Annotated in this window: 18 protein-coding genes; 3 read left to right on the top strand and 15 right to left on the bottom strand. The window is 60.9% G+C overall.

Annotated features, from left to right (window positions below):
* Window positions 1-29 precede the first annotated feature (29 nt).
* From IMW75_RS09495 to IMW75_RS09480, 4 genes are all read right to left on the bottom strand, one after another.
* Window positions 30-530: a sigma-70 family RNA polymerase sigma factor gene (locus tag IMW75_RS09495; protein ID WP_205892461.1), complete on the bottom strand. Its 501-nt coding sequence runs from the start codon at window positions 528-530 to the stop codon at window positions 30-32.
* A gap of 198 nt (window positions 531-728) precedes the next feature.
* On the bottom strand, window positions 729-1637 hold the full coding sequence (locus IMW75_RS09490; RefSeq protein WP_205892460.1) for a helix-turn-helix domain-containing protein: 909 nt from the start codon (window positions 1635-1637) through the stop codon (window positions 729-731).
* Window positions 1634-3052, bottom strand: a complete 1419-nt coding sequence (locus tag IMW75_RS09485) for an aminotransferase (protein ID WP_205892459.1) — start codon at window positions 3050-3052, stop codon at window positions 1634-1636. Before IMW75_RS09485 ends, IMW75_RS09490 begins: the two co-directional genes overlap by 4 nt.
* 31 nt (window positions 3053-3083) lie before the next feature.
* The gene (locus IMW75_RS09480; protein WP_045062637.1) at window positions 3084-4187 is read right to left on the bottom strand and encodes a polyamine ABC transporter substrate-binding protein; all 1104 of its coding nucleotides are present in this window, start codon (window positions 4185-4187) and stop codon (window positions 3084-3086) included.
* A gap of 211 nt (window positions 4188-4398) precedes the next feature.
* Between IMW75_RS09480 and IMW75_RS09475 the strand changes: the two genes are divergently transcribed.
* Together IMW75_RS09475 and IMW75_RS09470 are read left to right on the top strand one after the other, a co-directional pair.
* The gene (locus IMW75_RS09475; protein ID WP_205892458.1) at window positions 4399-5181 is read left to right on the top strand and encodes an enoyl-CoA hydratase-related protein; all 783 of its coding nucleotides are present in this window, start codon (window positions 4399-4401) and stop codon (window positions 5179-5181) included.
* Window positions 5178-6314 carry an acetyl-CoA C-acyltransferase family protein gene (locus tag IMW75_RS09470; protein WP_205892457.1) on the top strand — a complete coding sequence of 379 codons (1137 nt, stop codon included), beginning with the start codon at window positions 5178-5180 and terminating at the stop codon, window positions 6312-6314. Before IMW75_RS09475 ends, IMW75_RS09470 begins: the two co-directional genes overlap by 4 nt.
* Window positions 6315-6794: 480 nt before the next feature.
* Here IMW75_RS09470 and IMW75_RS09465 read toward each other — a convergent pair whose 3' ends face one another.
* The 4 genes from IMW75_RS09465 to IMW75_RS09450 form a co-directional block, all read right to left on the bottom strand.
* Window positions 6795-7235 carry a carboxymuconolactone decarboxylase family protein gene (locus tag IMW75_RS09465; RefSeq protein WP_122838694.1) on the bottom strand — a complete coding sequence of 147 codons (441 nt, stop codon included), beginning with the start codon at window positions 7233-7235 and terminating at the stop codon, window positions 6795-6797.
* 219 nt (window positions 7236-7454) lie between these two features.
* Complete coding sequence (locus IMW75_RS09460) at window positions 7455-8903, bottom strand: mechanosensitive ion channel domain-containing protein (protein ID WP_045062629.1); 1449 nt, start codon at window positions 8901-8903, stop codon at window positions 7455-7457.
* A gap of 137 nt (window positions 8904-9040) precedes the next feature.
* Entirely contained in the window at window positions 9041-9667 is a 627-nt protein-coding gene (gene ycaC, locus IMW75_RS09455; protein ID WP_008011497.1) for an isochorismate family cysteine hydrolase YcaC, read from the bottom strand.
* A gap of 127 nt (window positions 9668-9794) precedes the next feature.
* Window positions 9795-10661: a pirin family protein gene (locus IMW75_RS09450; protein ID WP_122838691.1), complete on the bottom strand. Its 867-nt coding sequence runs from the start codon at window positions 10659-10661 to the stop codon at window positions 9795-9797.
* A gap of 104 nt (window positions 10662-10765) precedes the next feature.
* On the opposite strand from IMW75_RS09450, the gene IMW75_RS09445 reads away from it, so the two are divergent.
* Window positions 10766-11674: a LysR family transcriptional regulator gene (locus IMW75_RS09445; protein ID WP_205892456.1), complete on the top strand. Its 909-nt coding sequence runs from the start codon at window positions 10766-10768 to the stop codon at window positions 11672-11674.
* Between the two features lie 86 nt (window positions 11675-11760).
* On the opposite strand, the gene IMW75_RS09440 is transcribed toward IMW75_RS09445, so the two are convergent.
* The 7 genes from IMW75_RS09440 to IMW75_RS09410 form a co-directional block, all read right to left on the bottom strand.
* Window positions 11761-12384 (bottom strand): response regulator transcription factor, encoded by a 624-nt coding sequence (locus IMW75_RS09440; protein ID WP_205892455.1) that lies wholly within the window; start codon window positions 12382-12384, stop codon window positions 11761-11763.
* A 33-nt stretch (window positions 12385-12417) separates the two neighbouring features.
* Entirely contained in the window at window positions 12418-12831 is a 414-nt protein-coding gene (locus IMW75_RS09435) for a PleD family two-component system response regulator (protein ID WP_045062618.1), read from the bottom strand.
* Between the two features lie 113 nt (window positions 12832-12944).
* Window positions 12945-14150, bottom strand: coding sequence for an EAL domain-containing response regulator (locus IMW75_RS09430; protein ID WP_045062615.1), 1206 nt, complete (start codon window positions 14148-14150; stop codon window positions 12945-12947).
* A gap of 114 nt (window positions 14151-14264) precedes the next feature.
* A complete protein-coding gene (locus IMW75_RS09425) occupies window positions 14265-17870 on the bottom strand; it encodes a transporter substrate-binding domain-containing protein (RefSeq protein WP_205892454.1) in 3606 nt (1201 codons plus the stop codon).
* Window positions 17871-18497: a response regulator transcription factor gene (locus IMW75_RS09420; protein ID WP_045062614.1), complete on the bottom strand. Its 627-nt coding sequence runs from the start codon at window positions 18495-18497 to the stop codon at window positions 17871-17873. It lies immediately after the preceding gene.
* Window positions 18498-18763: 266 nt separating this feature from the next.
* Window positions 18764-20101, bottom strand: a complete 1338-nt coding sequence (locus tag IMW75_RS09415) for a lysine N(6)-hydroxylase/L-ornithine N(5)-oxygenase family protein (RefSeq protein WP_205892453.1) — start codon at window positions 20099-20101, stop codon at window positions 18764-18766.
* Window positions 20102-20243: 142 nt separating this feature from the next.
* Window positions 20244-20726 carry a sigma-70 family RNA polymerase sigma factor gene (locus IMW75_RS09410; RefSeq protein WP_272873836.1) on the bottom strand — a complete coding sequence of 161 codons (483 nt, stop codon included), beginning with the start codon at window positions 20724-20726 and terminating at the stop codon, window positions 20244-20246.
* Window positions 20727-20856: the final 130 nt, after the last annotated feature.

Here is a 20856-nt window from a genome sequence, read left to right as displayed (position 1 = left end):
TTTGGCGGAGAATGGAAAGACGCGACCGATCATGATTGCAACCCATCCAGGCGATCGCGCAGATGCCGCAGCGTGCGGATCATATACTTTTCCACCATGTTCTTGGACAGTCCCAGGCGTTCGGCGATCTCGGCCTGGGTCAGACCTTCGATCTTCTGCCACACGAACACCTTGCGGCAATTGACCGGCAACTCGGCCAGCGCGAGTTCGATGGAATCGGCCAACTGGATCGCCTGCACGAAATGCTCCGGGTCGCCGCACGAGGACACACTGTGATCGATCGCCCCCGACTCCATGGCGCCTCGTCGATCCTCGCGACGATAGCCGTCCACTGCAATATTGCGCGCTGTCTGATGCAGATATGCACGAGGCTGCTCCACCGCCGCCGAATCCGACTCAAGCACCCGCACGAAGGTATCGTGGGCCAGATCCTCGGCCTGCTGACGATTTCTCAGGCGACGGGTCCAGGTGCCAACCAACTCTTCGTAATGCTCGAAAAAGCCGGGCCTGCGGGGCAGCTTGGGGGTCATTGCGGCGTGCTGTGGAGACGGGGCGTGAATAGTAATGCTTCCTATTAAACCTAAGCAATGGATTCCCGACCATTGCCCACGGCGGGCATGGCGAAATGGTGCCGTTGCAGGCGGGCCGTGAGGCGTTTGGCGCGACGGTGAAATGGGGCGATCGTGCAGGGTTAGCCGATCATGTTGGCGGCTGCGATCTTTTGACTTTCAATGCTGGCGCAACCACTCGATAAACAACGCAAACAGCTCTGACTGCGAACCGACCTCCAGCTTCAGATACAAATTCTTGCGATGCATGCGCACTGTCTCCGGCGATATGCCAAGTTCGCTCGCCGTGGACTTCACCGAGTGCCCCCTGAGCACCATGTGCGCCACTTCGCGCTCGCGTTCGGTCAGCACGTTGCCGCCGAAATGCTCGAAGGCCCACTGCACGCGTTGCTTGAGATTGTCTCCTGCTGCAGCATCCTGCGGCCTCTGGACGGCCATAATCCGCTGCATGCCACGCTGGCTGAACTCACTGATGAACTCACACACCAGCGGCTCGACCGCGCGCAGCAAATTCAACTGTTCGCCCCGCAGGCATTCGCCACCGAACCCCTGGAACAGGCTCACAGAAATCTTCGTGTCATTGCCGGTATCGACAATGTAATAACTGTCTTCCGAGCACCCCGCCTTCAGGTAATAGGTGCGGTAATACTCACTGTCGAAAAAGTCATCCGGTGCGATTTCCTCCAAGTGGTAAAAGCCCTGCGCCAGGCCTTGCTCCACTGCCAGGCAGAAAGGATCAAGCAAATAACCGCCGGAGAAATAGCGATCGAGAATCGACACCTGGTACTGCTGGGCGATGCCGCGCTGATACAACAGCTGCGGTGGCCGATCGCGGTGCTCCAGGCTGATCATCACCGACTCGATACCCACCAGATGCTCCAGGGCAGACGCCAGGTCAGCCAGTGCATCAGGTGCGTCCACATGGGCAAACGCCTCGCGCATTTGCCCGTGCCATTTGTGCAGGGCCCCGAAGGGCAGTGCGATCAGCGTATCGTCGTCTGGTTTGCTCATGCCCCGCAGTCTAGCGGGTGAGCGGGTTCCTGGTAACAGCCTGTTCGACGCAATCATTGGCCCTGGTACTGCCCGCTCGCCTGGAGCTCGGCCGCCACCTCAAGAATACACTCGCGCAGGGTCTCGACGATTTCATCGACCTGGGCGCAGGTCAGGATCAACGGCGGCGACATGACATTGAGGTGCATGATCGGGCGTACCAGCAAGCCCTTCGACTGCGCCCGGGAATGAATCCTCTCGCCAATGTTGATCTCGTCGGCAAACAACGCCTTGCTGCGTTTGTCAGCCACGAACTCGACGCAGGCCATGAACTTCTGGCAGCGCACATCCCCAACCAGCGGCAGGTCGCCGAGGGTCGCCAGGCGTTCTTCCAGATACGCGCCGACTGCATCGACGTGCTCCAGCAGCTGTTCGCGCTCGATGATTTCGATGTTCTTCAGCGCTGCCGTACAGCACACCGGATGCCCGCTGTAAGTAAAACCGTGACTGAAGCAACGGCCCTTGCCCGGTTCGGCGATCACCTTCCAGATGCGCTCGGAAAAAATGCAGGCGCCCAGCGGCAGGTAAGCCGACGTCAGGCCCTTGGCGGTGGTGATGATGTCTGGTTGCACGTCGAACAGATCCCACGAGGCGAAAAACTTGCCCAGCCGTCCGAACGAGGTCACCACTTCGTCGGCGACGAACAGGATGTCGTAGCGTTGGCAGACTTCCCACATACGCTTGAGGTAGCCCTTGGGCGGAATGATCACCCCGCCCGAGCCCATGATGGGCTCGGCGAAAAACCCCGCCACCTGGTCGGCGCCGATGGCGAGGATCTTGTCTTCGAACTCCTTGACCAGGAACTCGAGGAACTGTGCCTCGTCCATGCCGTCAGGTGCGCGGTACGGATTGGGGTTGGACACGTGGTGAATACGCTCGTGGGCGTAGTCGAATTCCGGGACGCGGTCGGCGGCCTTGTTACCGATCGACATGGTCAGGGTGGTCGAGCCGTGATAAGCGTTGTAGCGAGCAATGATGTGCTTTTTTTCCGGCTTGCCACGGCAGTTCTGGTAGTACTGGATCAGCCGGTAGGCGGTGTCCACGGCGGTGGAGCCGCCCGTGGTCAGGAACACGTGGTCGAGATCGCCCGGGGCCAGGCTGGCGAGTTTCTCGCAGAGCTGGATTGCCACGTTGTTGGACATGTCGCAGAACGGGTTTGAATAGGCCAGCTGGCGCACCTGGTCGGCTATTGCCAGGGCCATTTCTTCGCGTCCCAGGCCAATGTTGGTGCACCACATGCCGCCCACGGCATCGAGAAAACGGTTGCCCTGGGTGTCGTAGATATAAGCACCATCACCGGCGACGATGTTCAGCGAGCCCTGCTCGGCGTGTTCGTCGAACATGTGATAACCGTGCATGTAGTGGGCTTTGTCGGCCTTGACCAGCCGGGACTCTTCAGCAGCGGAAAAAATGTGTTGAGTTGGGGTAGCCATAGGAAAAACCTCGAACCGAATAGTTGAACGCTCAAATCCCGCTTTTCACCGTGCTCCAGACTCGCGTCATCGCGCGCATGTCCTTGGCGTCCTGGGTCTTCTGTGGAAACAGCCGCGCGCGGGTCTCGTCATCGGGATAAATCGCCAGGTTGTTGCGCACTTCGGCGTTCACCAGGGGCGTGGCAGCCGCGTTGCTGTTGGCGTAGTGGATGTAATCGGTGACATCGGCCATCACCTGAGGCTGCATCAGGTAGTCGAGGAACTTGTGCGCATTGGCGACATGCGGCGCATCGGCCGGGATGTACAGGTTGTCGAACCATATCAGCGAACCTTCCCTGGGGATGAAGTACGCCAGGTTGATCTTCAGCTTGGCCTCCTCGGCGCGCGCCATGGCCGTGGCATAGTCGCCGGACCAGGTCATGGCCATGCACACATCGCCATTGGGCAGGCTGGTCAGGTAGTTGACCGAGTCGAACTTGCGAATGAAGGGGCGCACCGACAACAGCAGTTCCTGCGCGGCCTTCAGGTCCGCCGGCGCGGCACTGCGCGGGTCGCGGCCGAGGTACTTCAGGGCCAGGGGAATCACTTCGGTCGGGGCATCCACCAGGGTCACGCCGCAGTCGGCGAAGCGCGAGACAATCTTGGGATCGAAGATCATTGCCAGCGAGCCGATCGGCGCATCCGGCATGCGCTCCCTGATCTTGTCGACGTTGTAGGTGATGCCGTTGCTGCCCCAGGTGTAGGGCGCGGAATACTGCGTGCCGGCGTCGAATCCCTGCAGGTCCTGCAGCACCTTGGGGTCAAGGTTGTTCCAGCCCGGCAATAATTTCTTGTCCAGCGGCTGGAATACTTTCGCCTGGATCAGGGGCGGCGCGAGGGACGCGTTGAGCACCACCAGGTCATAGCCGGAGTGCCCGGTGAGCAGCTTTGCCTGGACCGTTTCGTAGGCATCGAAGGTGTCGTAGATGACCTTGATGCCGCTGGCTTTTTCGAAGTCGGAAAGGGTTTTCTCGCCAATGTAATCCGCCCAGTTGTACAACCGCAGCGTTTTCGCACCGTCGACTTCGGCGGCGTGCACATTGAGTGACAAAGGAACCAGGATCACACTGAACATCAACTTGAAAGCCTTGCGCATGGCAAATTCACCTTCTCAAGCGTTCTAAATGAGCGGATGCAGCCACTATTGAGCGATCAGGGCGGCGGCACCATACCCCGAATGGGTGTGTCGCCAATCTCACGGCCTTGCAACATGGCAAAAAGAAGCAGGTGCGTTGACCCGTTTTGTCATAGATCCGGTGCAGGTCCCGCGCTTAGAGTGGCCGATGCATCGAACAACAGAGTCGCTTATGAACGATCTGATCAAACAGGACCGCGACGCCGGCGTACTGACGCTGACGTTTGACCGTCCCGACAAGCTCAACGCGCTGAACAACGCCATGTACACGCAGCTCGCCGACCTGTTGCAGGCCGTAGACGAGGACCCGGCCATCGGCGTGGTCATCATCACCGGTGGCGACAACTGTTTCACCAGCGGCAATGACCTGGTGGATTTCCTGCAGTACCCGCCCACTCACCTGGACAGCCCGGCATTTCACCTGATGAAGGTGGTGACCCAGTTGCAAACGCCATTGATCGCGGCGGTGTGTGGCGCGGCCATTGGCATTGGCACGACCTTGCTGCTGCACTGCGATCAGGTGGTCGTCAGCCGTAATGCCAAGTTGCGCATGCCGTTCGTGAACATCGGCCTGTGCCCGGAATTCGGCGCCACCCTGCTGTTGCCGCGGTTGCTTGGCCACGCCCGCGCTGCTCGTTTGCTGCTGCTGGGAGAAACCCTGGGCGGCGCCGACGCCGTGCAGTGGGGCCTGGCCAACGAACTGTGCGAGGACGGCCCGCAATGCCTGACCGCCGCGCGGCAACTGGCCCGACTTCTGCTTGCGTTGCCGCAAGGTGCATTGCGCCAGTCCCGGCAATTGCTCAAGCAGGCCTCGCTGGCGGAACTGCAAGCCACGATCCGCCAGGAAAACCTGCTGTTTATCGAACGCCTGAACACCCAGGAAGCGCAAACAGCGCTGAGCGCCCTGCTCAATCGCAGCACTGAAAAGAATCCGTCGAAAGGAACACCCCCATGAACACTCCAGAAGTTTTTGTCGTCAGCGCCGCCCGCACCGCCATTGGTACTTTTGGCGGTTCGCTCAAGGACGTGCCACCGGCCGATCTGGCGACCACTGCGGTCAAGGCCGCCCTGCAACGCTCCGGCGTCGATCCGGCGCAGGTCGGCCATCTGGTGATGGGTAACGTGATCCCCACCGAAACCCGCGACGCCTACATTTCCCGTGTAGCGGCAATGAACGCCGGCATCCCGAAGGAGACGCCCGCCTACAACGTCAATCGCCTGTGCGGCTCTGGCTTGCAAGCCATCATCAGCGCGGCCCAGACGCTGCTGCTCGGCGATGCCGAAATCGCCATCGGCGCCGGTGCCGAGTCCATGAGCCGCGGGCCATACCTGCTGCCGTCAGCGCGCTGGGGTGCGCGTATGGGCAACGTGCAGGCCGTCGACTACATGCTGGGTATCCTGCATGACCCGTTCCACGGCATTCATATGGGCATCACCGCCGAGAACGTCGCGGCGCGCAACGGCATTACCCGCGAAATGCAGGACGCCCTCGCCCTGGAGGATCAAAAGCGCGCAGCCTTTGCCATTGCCAACGGGTATTTCAACGAACAGATCGCGACAGTAGAAATCCACGGGCGCAAGGAAACCGTTCTGTTCAACGTCGACGAACATCCTCGGGCGACAACCCTGGAACAGCTGGCACAGATGAAGCCGGCGTTCAAGAAGGACGGTTCGGTAACGGCGGGCAACGCTTCGGGGTTGAACGATGGCGCTGCGGCATTGGTGATGGCCACCGGGGACGCGGTGCAGCGCAACAGCCTGCGCCCGCTGGCGCGCCTGGTCACCTATGCCCATGCGGGTGTCGAGCCCGAACTCATGGGCCTGGGCCCCATCCCCGCAACGCGCCTGGCGCTCAAGCGTGCGGGGCTCTCAGTGCAGGATATGGATGTGGTCGAGGCCAACATCGCCTTCGCCGCCCAGGCTTGCGCAGTCAGTCAGGAGCTTGGCCTTGATCCGGCCAAGGTCAATCCAAATGGCTCGGGCATTGCGCTGGGGCACCCTGTAGGCGCGACGGGGGCAATTATTGCGACCAAGGCCATTCATGAGCTGCACCGCATCAACGGCCGGTATGCGCTGGTGACGATGTGAATTGGCGGCGGCCAGGGCATTGCAGCGATATTTGAGCGGGTCTAAGCACCTCTTGCACCGCTCCCACACTGCGCCCGAGCCGGGCGAATATCCAATGTGGGAGCCACTTTCTTCCCCAGTCACATCAATGTTGAATGTGCAGACGCCATCGCGGGCAAGCCCGGCTCCCACAGAGACGCGCGCCGTACGCAAATGCTGCATCCACCACCAATACCCTGTGGGAGCGAGCCTGCTCGCGATGGCAATCTCCCTGCCACATCAATGTCGAATCCGCAGACGCCATCGCGGGCAAGCCCGGCTCCCACAGTGATCTGCGCCGAACACAAATGCTGCGCCCACCACCAATCCCCTGTAGGAGCGAGCTTGCTCGCGATGGTCGTTAACGATGACACTGGTCACCTGACACCCCGCAGCGCCCTCCGGTCTTTCGCGAGCAAGCTCGCTCCTACAAAAGTCCTGACTGCCTGCTTAAGGCGTTGCTCAGTCCTGCGGCATCTTGCGAAAGCCTACCGCCAGGCGGTTCCAGCTGTTGATTGTGGTAATCGCCACAGTCAGGTCGACCATTTCCTTGGCGCTGAACTCGGCGGCCAGTTGTTCGTAGTCTTCATCCGGCGCATGGGTCTGGCTGAGCAGGGTCAGGGACTCGGTCCAGGCCAGTGCGGCGCGTTCGCGCGGGGTGAAGAACGGGGTTTCACGCCAGGCCGACAGCGTGTACAGGCGACGCTCGGCTTCGCCGCCTTTGCGCGCATCGGCGCTGTGCATGTCCAGGCAGAAGGCGCAGCCGTTGATTTGCGAGGTACGTAGCTTGACGAGTTCGATCAGGGTCTTTTCCAGCGGCAGTTTCGAGACGGCGGTTTCCAGCGCGATCATGGCTTTGAGTGCGTCTGGGGAAGCGGTGTAGAAATCGATGCGAGGTTTCATGACGGGCTCCGGGAACAAGTGAAGGTGGAGCTACGTTAAACCCGTCGGTGGGTTGCTCAAATAGCCAATATTTCAGAAGTTGGGTAGGCCATTGGTGAGTGTGCCGTGGCGGTGATGGCCTCATCGCGAGCAGGCTCGCTCCCACAGGAGGGACGGGGTGACGGGAGAAACGCGGTCAACTGTGGGAGTTAGCATCAGTACAGGCACTGAGAGCGCCAGCTAGCTTTCGCTACGGCGCCGCAGCCATTGCAGGAACCCTTTTTTCTCCACCGCCTTGGGCGTTTCCATGGTCAGGGTTCGGGCTTTGTTCAGGCGGTAATCCAGCAGCGCCGTCATGGCCTCGCTGATGTCATGGCGCGCGTCGAGGCAGGGTTTCAGGTAGTCCTTTTCGATGCGGTACAGGCTGCAGAAGGTCTTGGCGGTGAAGTCCGCCGGCAGCGCGGTATCGGAGAGTATCCCGCCTTCGCCGATTACTTCACCCGGCCCCATGCGCCCGGACTCGAACCTGACGCCATCACGGCTCAGCTCGACCGACACCACGCCGGATTCGATGATGAACAGATGATCGCTGACCTCACCCGCCGGAAGGATCAGTTCGCCGGCGCGGAAGTTCTGCAGCTTCATGTTCTGGCTGAAGGTCTCCTTTTCGTCCTGACGCAGGGTCGAGAAGATGCTCGAGCTGTCCAGCAATGCCAGTGGCCGTGACAGGCCGGCAGGCGCATTGGATTCGACGCTCGACAGCAGGCTTACACCCGAGGCCTGCAAATGGCGGAACGCCAGGTCGAACAGCAGATTGCGCACCATGCGCTTGTGCTCCATCGACGCCACGAAGCCGCTGATCTCGTACTCCACGCCGGCGGCACTGGAAACTTTGAGCGCGACGCACGGTGCCGGTTTGGCCAACAAATAGCGGCAGCCCTGCATGGCTCGCTCCAGGGCATCGATGATTTTCTGCGGGCGCGCGTGCGGGCTCAATTGCAGGCTGATGGAGACGCCAAACATGTCAGTGGGCCGGCTGAAATTGATGATCTTGGCCTTGGCCGCCAGCGAATTGGGAATCACCGCCATGCTGCCCTGGGAGGTCTGCAGGCGGGTGGCGCGCCAGTCGATGTCGGTCACCCGGCCTTCGGTGCCGTCAATGGATATCCAGTCATCGAGTTGATAGGGTTTGGTGGTGTTGAGGACGATCCCGGAGAACACGTCGCTCAAGGTGCTTTGCAGCGCCAGGCCGACGATGATCGCCAGGGCGCCGGAGGTGGCCAGTACACCCTTGACCGGCAAATCCAGCACGTAGGCCAGGGCGGCGATGATGGCGATGAGAAAAATCACTGCCCCAAGCAGATCCTGAAGCAGGCGCCCGGTGTGCCCGACCCGCTGCATCATCACCGCGCCAATCAATACCGTGAGCGTGCGTGCGCCGAACAGCCACCAACCGATTTGCAAGCCGGTTGCGGCCAGGTGCAAAGGCACATTGTCGGCCCAGGGCGCCGGTTCCAGCGGGTTCAAGCCTTCGTTGAACAGCAGGACGCTGAACAGCGAAAAGATCACCAGCCGCGCCACGAGTTTCCACTGGCTGCCATTGGCACTGATCAGGCGCCACAACCCCAAATCGATGAGGATCAGGGCCAGCGCACAGAACAACGGGTGATCGGTGAGCAATGACAGCATCGAGCGGCTCCGGCAGGGACTCATTTACGCAACCATCGCACGCATTGCAGGAGCTGGCGAAGCTTGCGATCTTTGGGATCTCGAAAGATCAAAAGATCGCAGCCTTCGCCAGCTCCTGCAAGGGGCTATGGGCGCGCTTACTTGCTGTTGGTCAGTGTGTTGTAGCTGGTCATGAGGTTGCGGTAGTCCGGGATGTGGTTGGAGAACAGAGTGGCAAGGCCTTCCACGTCGTTGCGCCAGTCGCGATGCAGCTCGCAGGCCAGGCCGAACCAGGTCATCAACTGCGCCCCGGAGGACGACATGCGATCCCAGGCCGATTGCCGGGTCAGTTCGTTGAACGTGCCGGAAGCGTCGGTCACTACGAAAACTTCAAAGCCTTCAGCCAGGGCCGACAGCGCCGGGAACGCCACGCAGACTTCGGTCACCACACCGGCGATGATCAACTGCTTCTTGCCGGTCGCCTTGATCGCCTTGACGAAATCTTCATTGTCCCAAGCGTTGATCTGGCCAGGACGAGCGATGTAGGGCGCGTCGGGGAACAGTGCCTTGAGCTCTGGCACCAGCGGGCCGTTCGGGCCGGTTTCAAAGCTGGTGGTCAGGATGGTCGGCAGCTTGAAGTACTTGGCCAGGTCGGCCAGGGCCAGCACGTTGTTCTTGAAACGATCCGGATCAATGTCGCGCACCAGCGACAGCAAGCCTGCTTGATGGTCGACCAACAGAACCGCGGCGTTATCCTTGTCGAGACGTTTGTAGGAAGTAGTCATGGGGTAATCCTCGCTATTTATCGATGCCGATCAAGCCGGCGCAGTGATTTCGGTTTTTTTGTTTACATCGCGGTCAGGCAAGCGTAGTCACACGACCCGGCCGCGCCACAGCGGTGCAGCATTGAGTTCAACCGCTCATCCGGCCGAAGCGGCCCGATTGAAAATCGGCAAAGGCCTGGTGGATTTCCTGCTCGCTGTTCATCACGAACGGACCATGGCCGACGACGGGTTCGTCGATGGGCTCGCCGCTGAGCAGCAACACCACCGCGTCGCTATTGGCTTCCAGGCTGAGCTGGTGACCATCACGGCCAAACAGAACAAGCTGGCCTTCTCGGACCCGTTCCTGGCCGTTGACCTGAACCGTGCCGCGCAACACCACCAGCGCCGTATTGCGGCCTTCATGCAGGTCCAGGGTCAGCGGCTTGCTCGCCTTGAGGCGCAGGTCCCACACGTCGATCGGGGTGAAGGTGCGCGCCGGGCCGGTGTGGCCGTCGAATTCCCCGGCGATCAGGCGCAGGCTGCCGGCATCGTTCTTCAGCGCAATGGCCGGGATGTCGCCGTCAAGAATCGTCTGATAACCGGCGTCGGCCATTTTGTCCCTGGCCGGCAGGTTGACCCACAGCTGCACCATTTCCAGGGTGCCGCCGCTTTTGGCAAAGGCTTGGGAGTGAAACTCTTCATGGAGAATCCCCGAAGCCGCAGTCATCCATTGCACGTCACCCGGGCCGATTTTGCCGCCACTGCCCGTGGAGTCACGGTGTTCCACTTCGCCCTTGTAGACGATCGTCACGGTCTCGAAGCCGCGGTGCGGATGCTGACCAACGCCACGGCGCGCCGTGGTCGGACTGAATTCAGCAGGACCGGCGTGATCCAGCAGCAGAAACGGGCTGATGTGCTTACCCAGGTTGTCGTAAGAAAACAGCGTGCGGACCGGAAAACCGTCACCGACCCAATGACCGCGCGGGCTGGTGTAAATACCGATGATGTTTTTCATGTGGCCTCCGAATCTGTGGTTTGCTGCGATGGATAAAGCTTAAAACCGAAGCCTTTGGTGCGCTAGACTGCAAAAATCAGTCATAGCGTTCTATTTGGAGAACGATGGTGGAAGATCTCAACACCCTTTATTACTTCACCCAGGTGGTGGAGCATGGTGGGTTCGCTGCGGCCGGACGTGCGCTGGACATGCCCAAGTCCAAGCTCAGCCGGCGCATCGCCGAGCTTGAAGAGCGCCTGGGTGTGCGCCTGCTGCATCGCACCAGCCGGCATTATTCGCTGACCGAAATCGGCCAGGCCTATTACCAGCGTTGCCTGGCCATGCGGGTGGAAGCGGAAAGTGCTGCTGAACTGATCGAGCGCAACCGCTCCGAACCCCAGGGCCTGGTGCGCATCAGCTGCCCTACCGCCCTGCTCAATTCCTGGGTCGGGCCGATGCTGACCCGCTACATGCTCAAGTACCCGCTGGTCGAGCTGTTCATCGAGAGCACCAACCGCCGGGTCGACCTGATTCACGAGGGCTTCGACATCGCCCTGCGCGTGCGCTTCCCGCCACTGGAAAACACCGACATGGTGATGAAGGTGCTGGGCAACAGCACTCAGTGCCTGGTGGGCAGCCCGGCCTTCGCCGAACGCCTGTCATCCCCTGCCACCCCGGCGGACCTCAGCGGCTTGCCGAGCGTGCACTGGGGCGCGGCGCAGCGTGATTACCAGTGGGAGCTGTTTGGCGCAGAGGGCGCCAGCGCGTTGATCCGGCATGCGCCGCGCATGGTCACTGACGACTTGTTGGCCTTGCGCCATGCGGTGCTGGCAGGCGTCGGCGTGGCGCATTTGCCCAGCGTGGTGGTGCGCGACGACATTGCTGCCGGGCACCTGATGGAGCTGGTGCCGGGATGGGCGCCGAAGTGCGGAATCGTCCACGCGATTTTTCCGTCACGTCGCGGTTTGCTGCCGTCGGTGCGGGCGTTGATTGATTTTCTTGGGGAGGAGTTCAGTCATGCGGATATTGCTTAGGGGAAAGGCCTTCAAACCTGAGCGAGGCTGATGTCCAGGCGCTGTATGCCTGTTGCCAGGCGACGCCCATGCAGGAAGACGTTCACTCAGATCAGGCGGTTGCGCAAGGCGAAATCCCGCAGGTGGACCGCCGATTTGACGTCGAGTTTTTTAATCAGCCGCGTCTTGTAGGTGCTCACGGTCTTGTGGCTCAGGTGCAGGTTTTCGGCGATCTGCTTGTTTGATATGCCCATGGCCAGGTAGCGACAGATGGTCAGTTCACGACTGGACAGGCCATCTATCCGCTGCTTTTCACTGCATTGCGATGCACTGAGCGAAACCGAGGTCGAGAGCTGGGCAAAATAGGTGTAGCCGACCGTAACCGCGTGTATGGCCTTGTGCAAATGCTGCAGGTCATTCGACTTGGCGACGTAGGCCGCAGCACCGGCGCGAATGCATCGGTCCTGGAAGAGCATCGCCTCGTGGGCGGAAAAGACCACCACCGGGCATCGCTCGCCACTGTCGTGAAGCCTTGCCAGTACTTCCAGCCCGTCGAGCTTGGGCAGGGAAATATCCAGCACCACCACGTCCGGTTGGTGCTCGCGGACCATCGCCATGACCTCGCTACCGCAATTGGCCTCGTAAATCCGCTGAAAACCTTCCTGTTGGAGCACGATTTTGACTGCGGCGCGAACCACCGGATGATCGTCCACAATCAGTGCTGACTTCATCACAACTCCATGTACAAAACACGACGATTGAAACTACCTGACAGAAATGCCTGTCCCGACGGACGGTAGGCGACGATCGATCAGCGACATCAGGCGGCTGATCGAAGCCAGATCCGGCAGGGATGTGTGGCTGACCTGGATGTTCTGCTGATCACCGTCGGAAGTCGGCGGAAGCTCTGCACGCTGGCCTTCATAGATGAAGGCGTGGCGAACCTGGGCATTGTCACGAAAGAAATCCAGCAGGTCCAAGGCATCACCTGCCATCGAAGCGTTGATCACCACCAGGTCGAACGGCTCGCAACCGTACTCGACCAGCGTCAGCAGTTCCTCAAGGCTGTGAACCGGTGCGACCCGGTAATAGTTGAGCTGATTGAACAGCCGTTCGATTCTCATGCGCTGAAAATGCTGCTCGTCGGCAATCAGGATACGCAAGGCTTTGTTCGACAAAGTAGGCCCCCAGCAGGGTGTCAAATTCGAGATGACGCAAGGCTACGCATGCGAGACGGAGCTTTATGTAGGACTTTTCCGAAACTCCCACTCCATTTGTCAGCGCATCGCCATCAGCGACCGCCCGGGAGTTGGCCGCGCAGCTGCAACCAGGCCAGCAAATCCTCGCCACTCATGGGACGGGCAAACCAGTAGCCCTGCCCCTGAACGCAGCCGAGCGACATCAGGTGCAGGCGCTGCGCATCGGTCTCGATGCCTTCGATGACCACCGACATGCCCAGACTGTCCCCCAGCGCCAGGGTGCTGATGATGGCCGCCCGACAGCGCGGCTCGTGCGCCAGGCCGCGGACGAATTCGGCGTCGAGCTTGATCTCGTTGAAAGGCATCTGGCACAGGCGCTGCAATGAAGAGAACCCGGCACCGAAGTCGTCGATGGACAGCCGGCAACCCATCATTCGCAGGCGCACCAGGTTCTCCAGGCTGGTGGCAGGGGCCTGCAGCAAACCGCTTTCGGTGAGTTCGAAGGTCAATCCGGAGCCCGGCAGGCCATGGCGGAGCAAGAGACGCCGGATGCTGGCCGTCAGTTCGCTGTCGGCCAGTTGCGTGCTTTGCAGGTTGAACGCCATGTTCAGGGTAAAACCGCGGCTTGCTGCGGCCCGCTGCAGCATCAGCGCCTGTTCCAGCTGGGCGAACAGCAGCCGGTCCATCTGCCCGTTCCGCTCCAGTATCGGCAGGTACACCGCCGGCGACAGTACGCCCCTTTGCGGGTGCAACCAGCGGCTGAGCACCTCGACGCCACAGACCTGGCCAGTGTGCAGATGGAATTTGGGCTGGTACCAGGACTGGATCTGTCCTTGAGCGAGCGCCGCGCCCACCTCCTTCTCGCTGGCCAGCAACAACGGCGTTGCCGGCGCGGATGTCACCGGCAGACGGCTCAGGTGTTTGTCGAGCAACTCGCGCAGCGCCTGAGGGTGCAGTGGTTTGCCGACATCACCCAGCAACTCAAGCCCCAGCAGGGAGACGATCTGGTGCACCGCCCGCCGCAGGTCCGCCGACAGCGAACTGCTGATGATGATCGACCTGACCTGCCCGCTGGCACCCAGGCGGCGAAAGAACTCCAGGCCGTCCATGCCTTCCATCTGCAAATCGCACAGGGCGATGTCGACCGGCCCCACCTCCTGCAGGATGGCCAGCGCCTGCGCTCCGTCGCAAGCTTCGAACACCTCGCGACAGCCTGCCTGCCGGAACATGCTCACGGCCACTGAACGTTGAAAGGCGTGGTCTTCGAGTATCAGAACGCGCGGTGCCGGGCAGGTCATGTCATCTCGACTCGTCTTGGAAGGGAAGACGATTATCCAGCGGATCATATTTAGGAAACGCCCCAAACCTTGTAGGAAATTTCCCAAGTATTGTCTGATGATGCCTGAGTGCGGTCACGCCAACCGCTGCGCCAGCCGCTCCATCGCCTGATGCAACTCGTCAATGGCCTCGGTTAATTGCGCCGGGTTCACCACCTCGCAAGCCGTTTCCAGACGCTCGCATGCGCCGATCAGCCCCTGAGCCTTGATGATTCGCGCACCGCCCTTGATGCGGTGAGCCAGGTTCGCCAGCCCCGGCACGTCGTTTTGCGTGAACAACCGCATCAACCGCGCCATATCGTCATCGTTGCTGGACGCCAGGTCATCCAGCAGGCGCTTGATGGAGGCCTCGTCGCCCCGCGTCAACTGGTGCAGCCCGGCCAAGTCAATCTCGTCCGTGAGCGGGGTGGCTGCCTGCTCGGCACTCGGGGCGAGGCTAGACAGCCGGGCGCCGAGGTCCTCGAGGCTGATCGGCTTGAACAGGCAGTCATCCATTCCCGCATCCAGGCAGCGCTGCTTTTCCTCGGCTTGTGCATTGGCGGTAAATCCCAGGATGAGGCTGGGCACCAGGCCCTTGTCGCGCTCTTCCTGGCGGATCACCCGGGCCAGTTCATAGCCTGTCATGACCGGCATGTTGCAGTCGCTGATGACCACATCAAAAGGCTGGCTACGCCATGCGCGCAAACCCTGCGCGCCGTCTTCGGCATCCCGCACCCGATGGCCGAGGTAACTCAGTTGCTGGGACAGCAGCAAGCGGTTCGCCGGGTAATCGTCGACGATCAGGATACTCAACGCACGATGCGCCGGTGCCGGTGCGACCGGCACAGTCGCTGGCTCATGCCGAGGTTGCAGCGTAGGCAGATCGAGGACAACGTCAACCCGGGTGCCCTTCCCCACATGGCTGTTCAACGTCAGCTGGCCGCCCATCATTTCGCACAACGTGCGGCTGATGACCAGCCCGAGGCCCGAGCCGCTGCGCGCCGACTGGCGATTATTGCTGGCCTGGGTGAATGGGCTGAACAACCGTTGCTGATCCTCATCGCTAATGCCGATGCCAGTGTCGGCAACCTGCAGACGCAGCGTCAGGCGCTCGTCTGGACCGGGGTAAACCCTCACTTGCAGATGGACCTCGCCAGCCTCCGTGAACTTGATGGCGTTGCTCAACAAATTGGAGATGATCTGCTTGAAGCGCAGAGGGTCGACCAGCACCTCGCGATGGGCGGCGACATCCAGCTCAAGGCTCAGGCGCAGCTGTTTCTGTCGCGCCAGCCCCTCGAAAATACGCGTGACGGCGATCACCAGCTGACCCAGGTTGGCGCGCTCCGGGGCCAGGCTCAAATGCCCGGATTCAATGCGCGAGACATCCAGGATATCGCCGATCAGATCAAGCAGGCTGCGCGCTGCACCTGAGGCCACTTCGATGGCAAAACGGTCGGTCAGCCCCTGCTCGGCCTTCTTCATCGCCAGTTCCAGCATGCCGATCACAGCGTTCATTGGCGTGCGGATCTCATGGCTCATCGTGGCCAGGAAGGTGGTCTTCGCCCGGTTCGCAGTGTCGGCGTCGTCCTTGGCTTCGCGCAGCGCCTGCACCAGGCGCTGGCGCTCGCTGATATCGATCCAGCCCCCGATCAGACCACTCACTTCACCGTTACTGGCACGGTACGGCAGCATCCAGTGGTAGATGGTCAGTACGTTTGCGCCCAGGGTCAGCTGGCGATCCTGGACCTGGGGCCGGCCGTCCTTCATCACCTGCAGGTAATCTTCATGGCAGGCCGCCGCTTCCTGCACGTTCTTGAACATGCCCTCGATCACGGTCTTGCCGACCACCTCGTCGCGCTCGATGCCAAATACGTCGAGGTAACCCGAATTGCAGATCAGCAGCCGTGCCTGGCGGTCGCGCACGTAGATCGGGTGCGGCGTGCCGTCGATCAGCACGCGCATGAATTCCAGCTGATCGCTGAGGGCCACTTCCGCCTGCTTGCGTTTGGCAATCAGTTGGCGCAGGTAGGCGATCCAGCCCAGTGCCAGCAACAGCAACACGGCCGCCAGGGCGAAGCCTTGAATGATCGCCGCGCGATGCCGTACCCAATAGCTGTCGTCCACCACCACTTCGCTGCGCCAGCGGTTGGACACTTCGTCCAGCTCCTCCGGGGGAATACTCAGCAGGGTTTTGTCGAGGATCGAATACAGTTCGCCGGCATCGCGGGCGGTCGCAAAGCCCAGGCGCGCGGAGTCGGTGCCGACCGTGCTGGTGATCCGCAGCCGGTCGCGATACTGCCGGGAAATCATGTAGTGCGCAGTGATCAGCGCGCTGACTGCAGCATCGGCCTGACCGTTGGCCACCAGGGTCATGGCGTGCTCGGCGTTGTCGGCATCGATCAATTCAATGCCCGGGTACTGCTCGATCAACTGGTCGCGCATCGGCGTGCCGCGAATCACCGCCAGGCGTTTGCCACCCATCTCGTCCAGGGTCGCGGGACTGCCGCCGGAGGTACGGCTGACCAGCACGTAAGGCGTGCTGAGGTAGGGACGGGTAAACCGCAAGGACTTCTCGCGCTCGGCGCTGGGGGTCAGGCTGATCAGCAGGTCCGCCCGGCCGGATTCGACCTGCCGGATCAGCTTGGGGACGGTGTGCACGCGCTGAATGTCGAACTTCAACCCGGTGCGCAGCGCGACCTTGGCCAGCACATCGGCACCCAGGCCGCGAAACTTGCCGTCCTGACCGTAAAACGACACCGGCAGGAAACTCTCGTCTATGGCCACCTTGACGTGGGGATGCTGCGCCATCCAGCGCCGTTCCGCGGCGCTGAATTGCAACACTTGCAACCCGCTCATGTTCGCCCCGCCCGCGCTCCAGCGTCGCTGGATGCTCACCCGCTCGCTCGCCGGAATCACCGCCAGCGCCGCATTGACGATGCGCAGCAGGCGCGGGTTGTCCCCGGTCATGGCAAAGGCGAAGTCGTTGACGTTGGTGTCGAGAAAGGCCGCCAATTGCACGTTGTTCAGGTAGTTTTTGTTGATCAGGTAGTTGGCGCTGATGGAATCGCCCAGGTAGACATCAGCCGTGCCGAAGGCTACCGCACCGATCGCGCTCAAGGTCGAGGGATAGAGTTGCAAACGGGCGTTGGGAAAGTGCGCCTTGACGGCTTCCGGCGGCAGGTAGTGGTAAAGCATCGCCACCTGTTTTCCAGCCAGGTCCGGCGTGGCGTTCTGGCTATCGCCGATGCGGGTGACGAGGGTCGGCTGGTCTTCGGCGTAGGGGCTGGACATCACCAGCTGCGGGTTCGCCGCCTCGAAGTCGTTGGACGTACCGAGCAGGTCGACTTCGCCCTGCTGGACCGCGTGCACCACATCCGCCCGGGACGGATAACGCCGCACTTCGATGCGCACCTGCAGTAGCTCGGCGAGCAATGCCGCGTAGTCGGCCGTCAGCCCTTCATAGTCACGCCCGGTGCCAGTGATGCCAAAGGGCGGGTAGTCCGGTGCCGAAGCGCCCAACACCAATATGCCCTTGTCACGCAGCCATTGCCGGTCGGGCTCATCGAGCGCCACCTGGTAGCCTTCGATCTGGGAACGCCCCAGCAACCGCAGGTTTTCCACCGGCGCTGCTGCGGCCCATACGCAATGAACGGTGCCCGACAACAGCACCACGGCCAGCCATTTACCCCATGCCCGACTCATTCACACCAACTGATTGCGCTTGGCGAAATCGGCGAGGTACACCACGGACTTCACGTTGAGTTTTTCGATCAGGCGGGTCTTGTAGGTGCTGATGGTCTTGCTGCTCAGCAGCATGGCTTCGCCGATCTCCTTATTGCTCATGCCGTTGGACAATTGCTGCAAAATCGTCAGTTCTCGATCGGACAGGCTCTGGATCAGTTCCAGGTCAGTGGCCTGGGCATCACTGCGCCGCACTGAGCTGCTCGCCAGGTTTGGAAAGAAGGTGTAGCCGGTCAGGACGGCCTTGATGGCCCTGACCAGTTCGTCGAGGTCGTCATTTTTGGAGATATAGCCGGCGGCACCGGCCTTCATGCAACGCATGGCGTAGAAGATCGGCGATTGCGAGGTCAGTACTACGATTTTGCAATGCGGTTGGTCGGTCATGATCCGGCTGATGACTTGCAGGCCATCAAGCCTGGGCATGGCGATGTCGAGGATGATCAGGTCCGGGGCGAGTTCGCGGGCACGTTGCACGGCGTCCGCGCCGTTGCCGGCCTGGGCGATCACTTCGATATTTTCCTGCTGCAGGAGCATTGAGACTGATGCCCGAATGAACGGGTGATCGTCTACCACCATCGCTTTGACCATAGGCACCTCTGCAAGACATGACGGGCATTGTAGCGAGAGGGCGCGGCGATGGCTGCCTGATGGCGTTTTTTTTGATGGGGTACAGGTTGCAGGCGCACGCTAACCTTGCAGGAGCCCGGCCTGTAGCGATGGTGGTCGATCATTGATGTAGGAGCAAAGCTGGCTCGCGATGGCGGTGTACCCGTCAGCTCAAATGTTGAATGCCTGACAGAAATCGCGAACCAGCTTTGCTCCCACAGAGGTGTTTCGAACTAACCTCGGGAATCTCAGCTAGCCGTCGCCAACAACAAATCCACCACCGAGCGGCTATGCCCACGACTCTTGCCATGCTCATACAACGACCCGGCAATTTCGTCTGCGCGAATCGGCAGGATTGACAGCAAGGTGTCGCTCAGTCCGTGGCTGGCCTGACAAAATCCCTGCATGTAAATGCCCGCTGTGCAGCGCTCGTCGGTGATGAGTTTGTAGTGGCGATCCACCTCGAACTCGCCCAGGTATTGTTCCAGCGGCGCCAGCAGTTTGCGGTGCATCTGGCGTTCGTAACCGGTGGCCAGCACCACGGCGTCGTAGAGGCGAACCGTGACTTCACCGGTGGCGTTGTTGCGCACCGCCAGCTCGATGCCGCGCTCGGTGGCGGTGGCTTTTTCGATGGTGGTCAGGGTGCGGAAAGCGTGGCGGGCGATGCCTGAGACTTTCTGGCGATAGAAAATGCCGTAGATGCGCTCGATCAGGTCAATGTCCACCACCGAATAGTTGGTGTTGTGGTACTCGTTCACCAGCCGCTCACGTTCAGTGCTGGCCTGCTGGAACACCAGGTCGGTGAATTCCGGCGAGAACACTTCGTTGACGAAGGGGCTGTCATCCGCCGGTTTCAACGCCGAGCCGCGCAGGATCATGTCCACCTGCACCGACGGGAAGCTGTCGTTCAGATCGATAAAAGCTTCTGCCGCGCTCTGGCCGCCGCCAATGATCGCGATGCTCATTGGCTGGTTGTTCACGCAGGGCTGACGGGCCATCTGCGCCAGGTATTGCGAATGATGGAACACCCGGCTATCGCCCTTGAGAGACTTGAACGCCTCGGGGATGCGCGGGGTCCCGCCGGCGCTGACCACCACCGAACGGGTGGTGCGCACGTGCTGCTGGCCCTGTGCGTCACGGGAGATCACTCGCAGCGCCTCGACCTGCTGGTTGTGCAGCACCGGCTCGATGGTCAGCACTTCTTCACCGTAGCGGCTCTGCGCGTCGAACTGCGCGGCGACCCAGCGCAGGTAGTCGTTGTACTCCATGCGGCACGGGTAAAAAGTGCCGAGGTTGATGAAGTCCACCAGGCGCCCGTGGTGCTTGAGGTAATTGACAAACGAGTAAGGGCTGGTGGGGTTGCGCAGGGTCACCAGGTCCTTGAGGAAGGAGATCTGCAGCTCGCTCTGGGTGACCAGGGTATTGCCGTGCCAGCGGTAGTCGGCCTGTTTGTCGAGGAACAGTACATCCAGTTCACCCTGGGTCGGCCCGCGCTCTTGCAGGGCGATGGCCAGTGCCAGGTTCGAAGGGCCGAAACCGACGCCGATCAGGTCGTGAACGATGGGCGATGCAATTGCCTGTGTCATTTCCAGTGTCCTCTGGATGAGCCCCTCAACAGCGGGGAGAAAAAGCTGAGTGACCAAGGCGGCGAGTGCCAGGTCGTCTGTTGATAGGAAACGAGGACAGTGAAACAAAATTTAATACTTACCCTTGACGAGAGCGTCAGGGTCAATGGCCATCCCATTGCCGCATCCGCACCCGGCAATGTTTCATCGCGTTGACGATGTGTTTTTCCACCAGGGCTCGGGAAATGCCCAGGTGCTCGGCAATTTCGGGATGGGACAGGCCATCGATCTTGCGCAGCATAAAGCTCTCCCGGGACAGCCGGGGCAGTTCCGACAAGGCGCGCTGGAGCATTTCCAGGCGCTGGCCGTGGTCGAGGCTGTTATGTGGCGACGGGGTGAAGTAGCGCTCCTCGTTATCGAGCACTTCCAGCGACTCGACCTGGCGCAGGGCATTGCGTCGGTGATCGTCGATCACCAGGTTGAGCGCAGTGCGATAGAGAAAGGCCCGCGGTTGCTCGATCGGTGTGGTGCTGGAGCGTTCAAGTACCCGCAGATAGGCGTCATGCACCACGTCTTCAGCCACCTGACGGTTACCTAGCTTGGCGTTCAGGAAACACACCAGCTCCCGATAGTAGTTCTCCAACATGACTCCCAGCCGCATGGGTGCGGATTCAATCCTTGAGCCACCCCGCCGAACGCCGAAATAGGCAGTGGCAAGATAGTGGCAGAGCGAGGCGCGTAATTTATAGTAATTCTCATATAGATTTAAAGTATTG

Origin of the sequence: Pseudomonas gregormendelii (assembly GCF_017114825.1) — a bacterium.
Taxonomy (GTDB): domain Bacteria; phylum Pseudomonadota; class Gammaproteobacteria; order Pseudomonadales; family Pseudomonadaceae; genus Aquipseudomonas; species Aquipseudomonas gregormendelii.
Note: the sequence above shows the minus strand (reverse complement) of the source record. Positions and strands in the feature narration are given on the sequence as shown.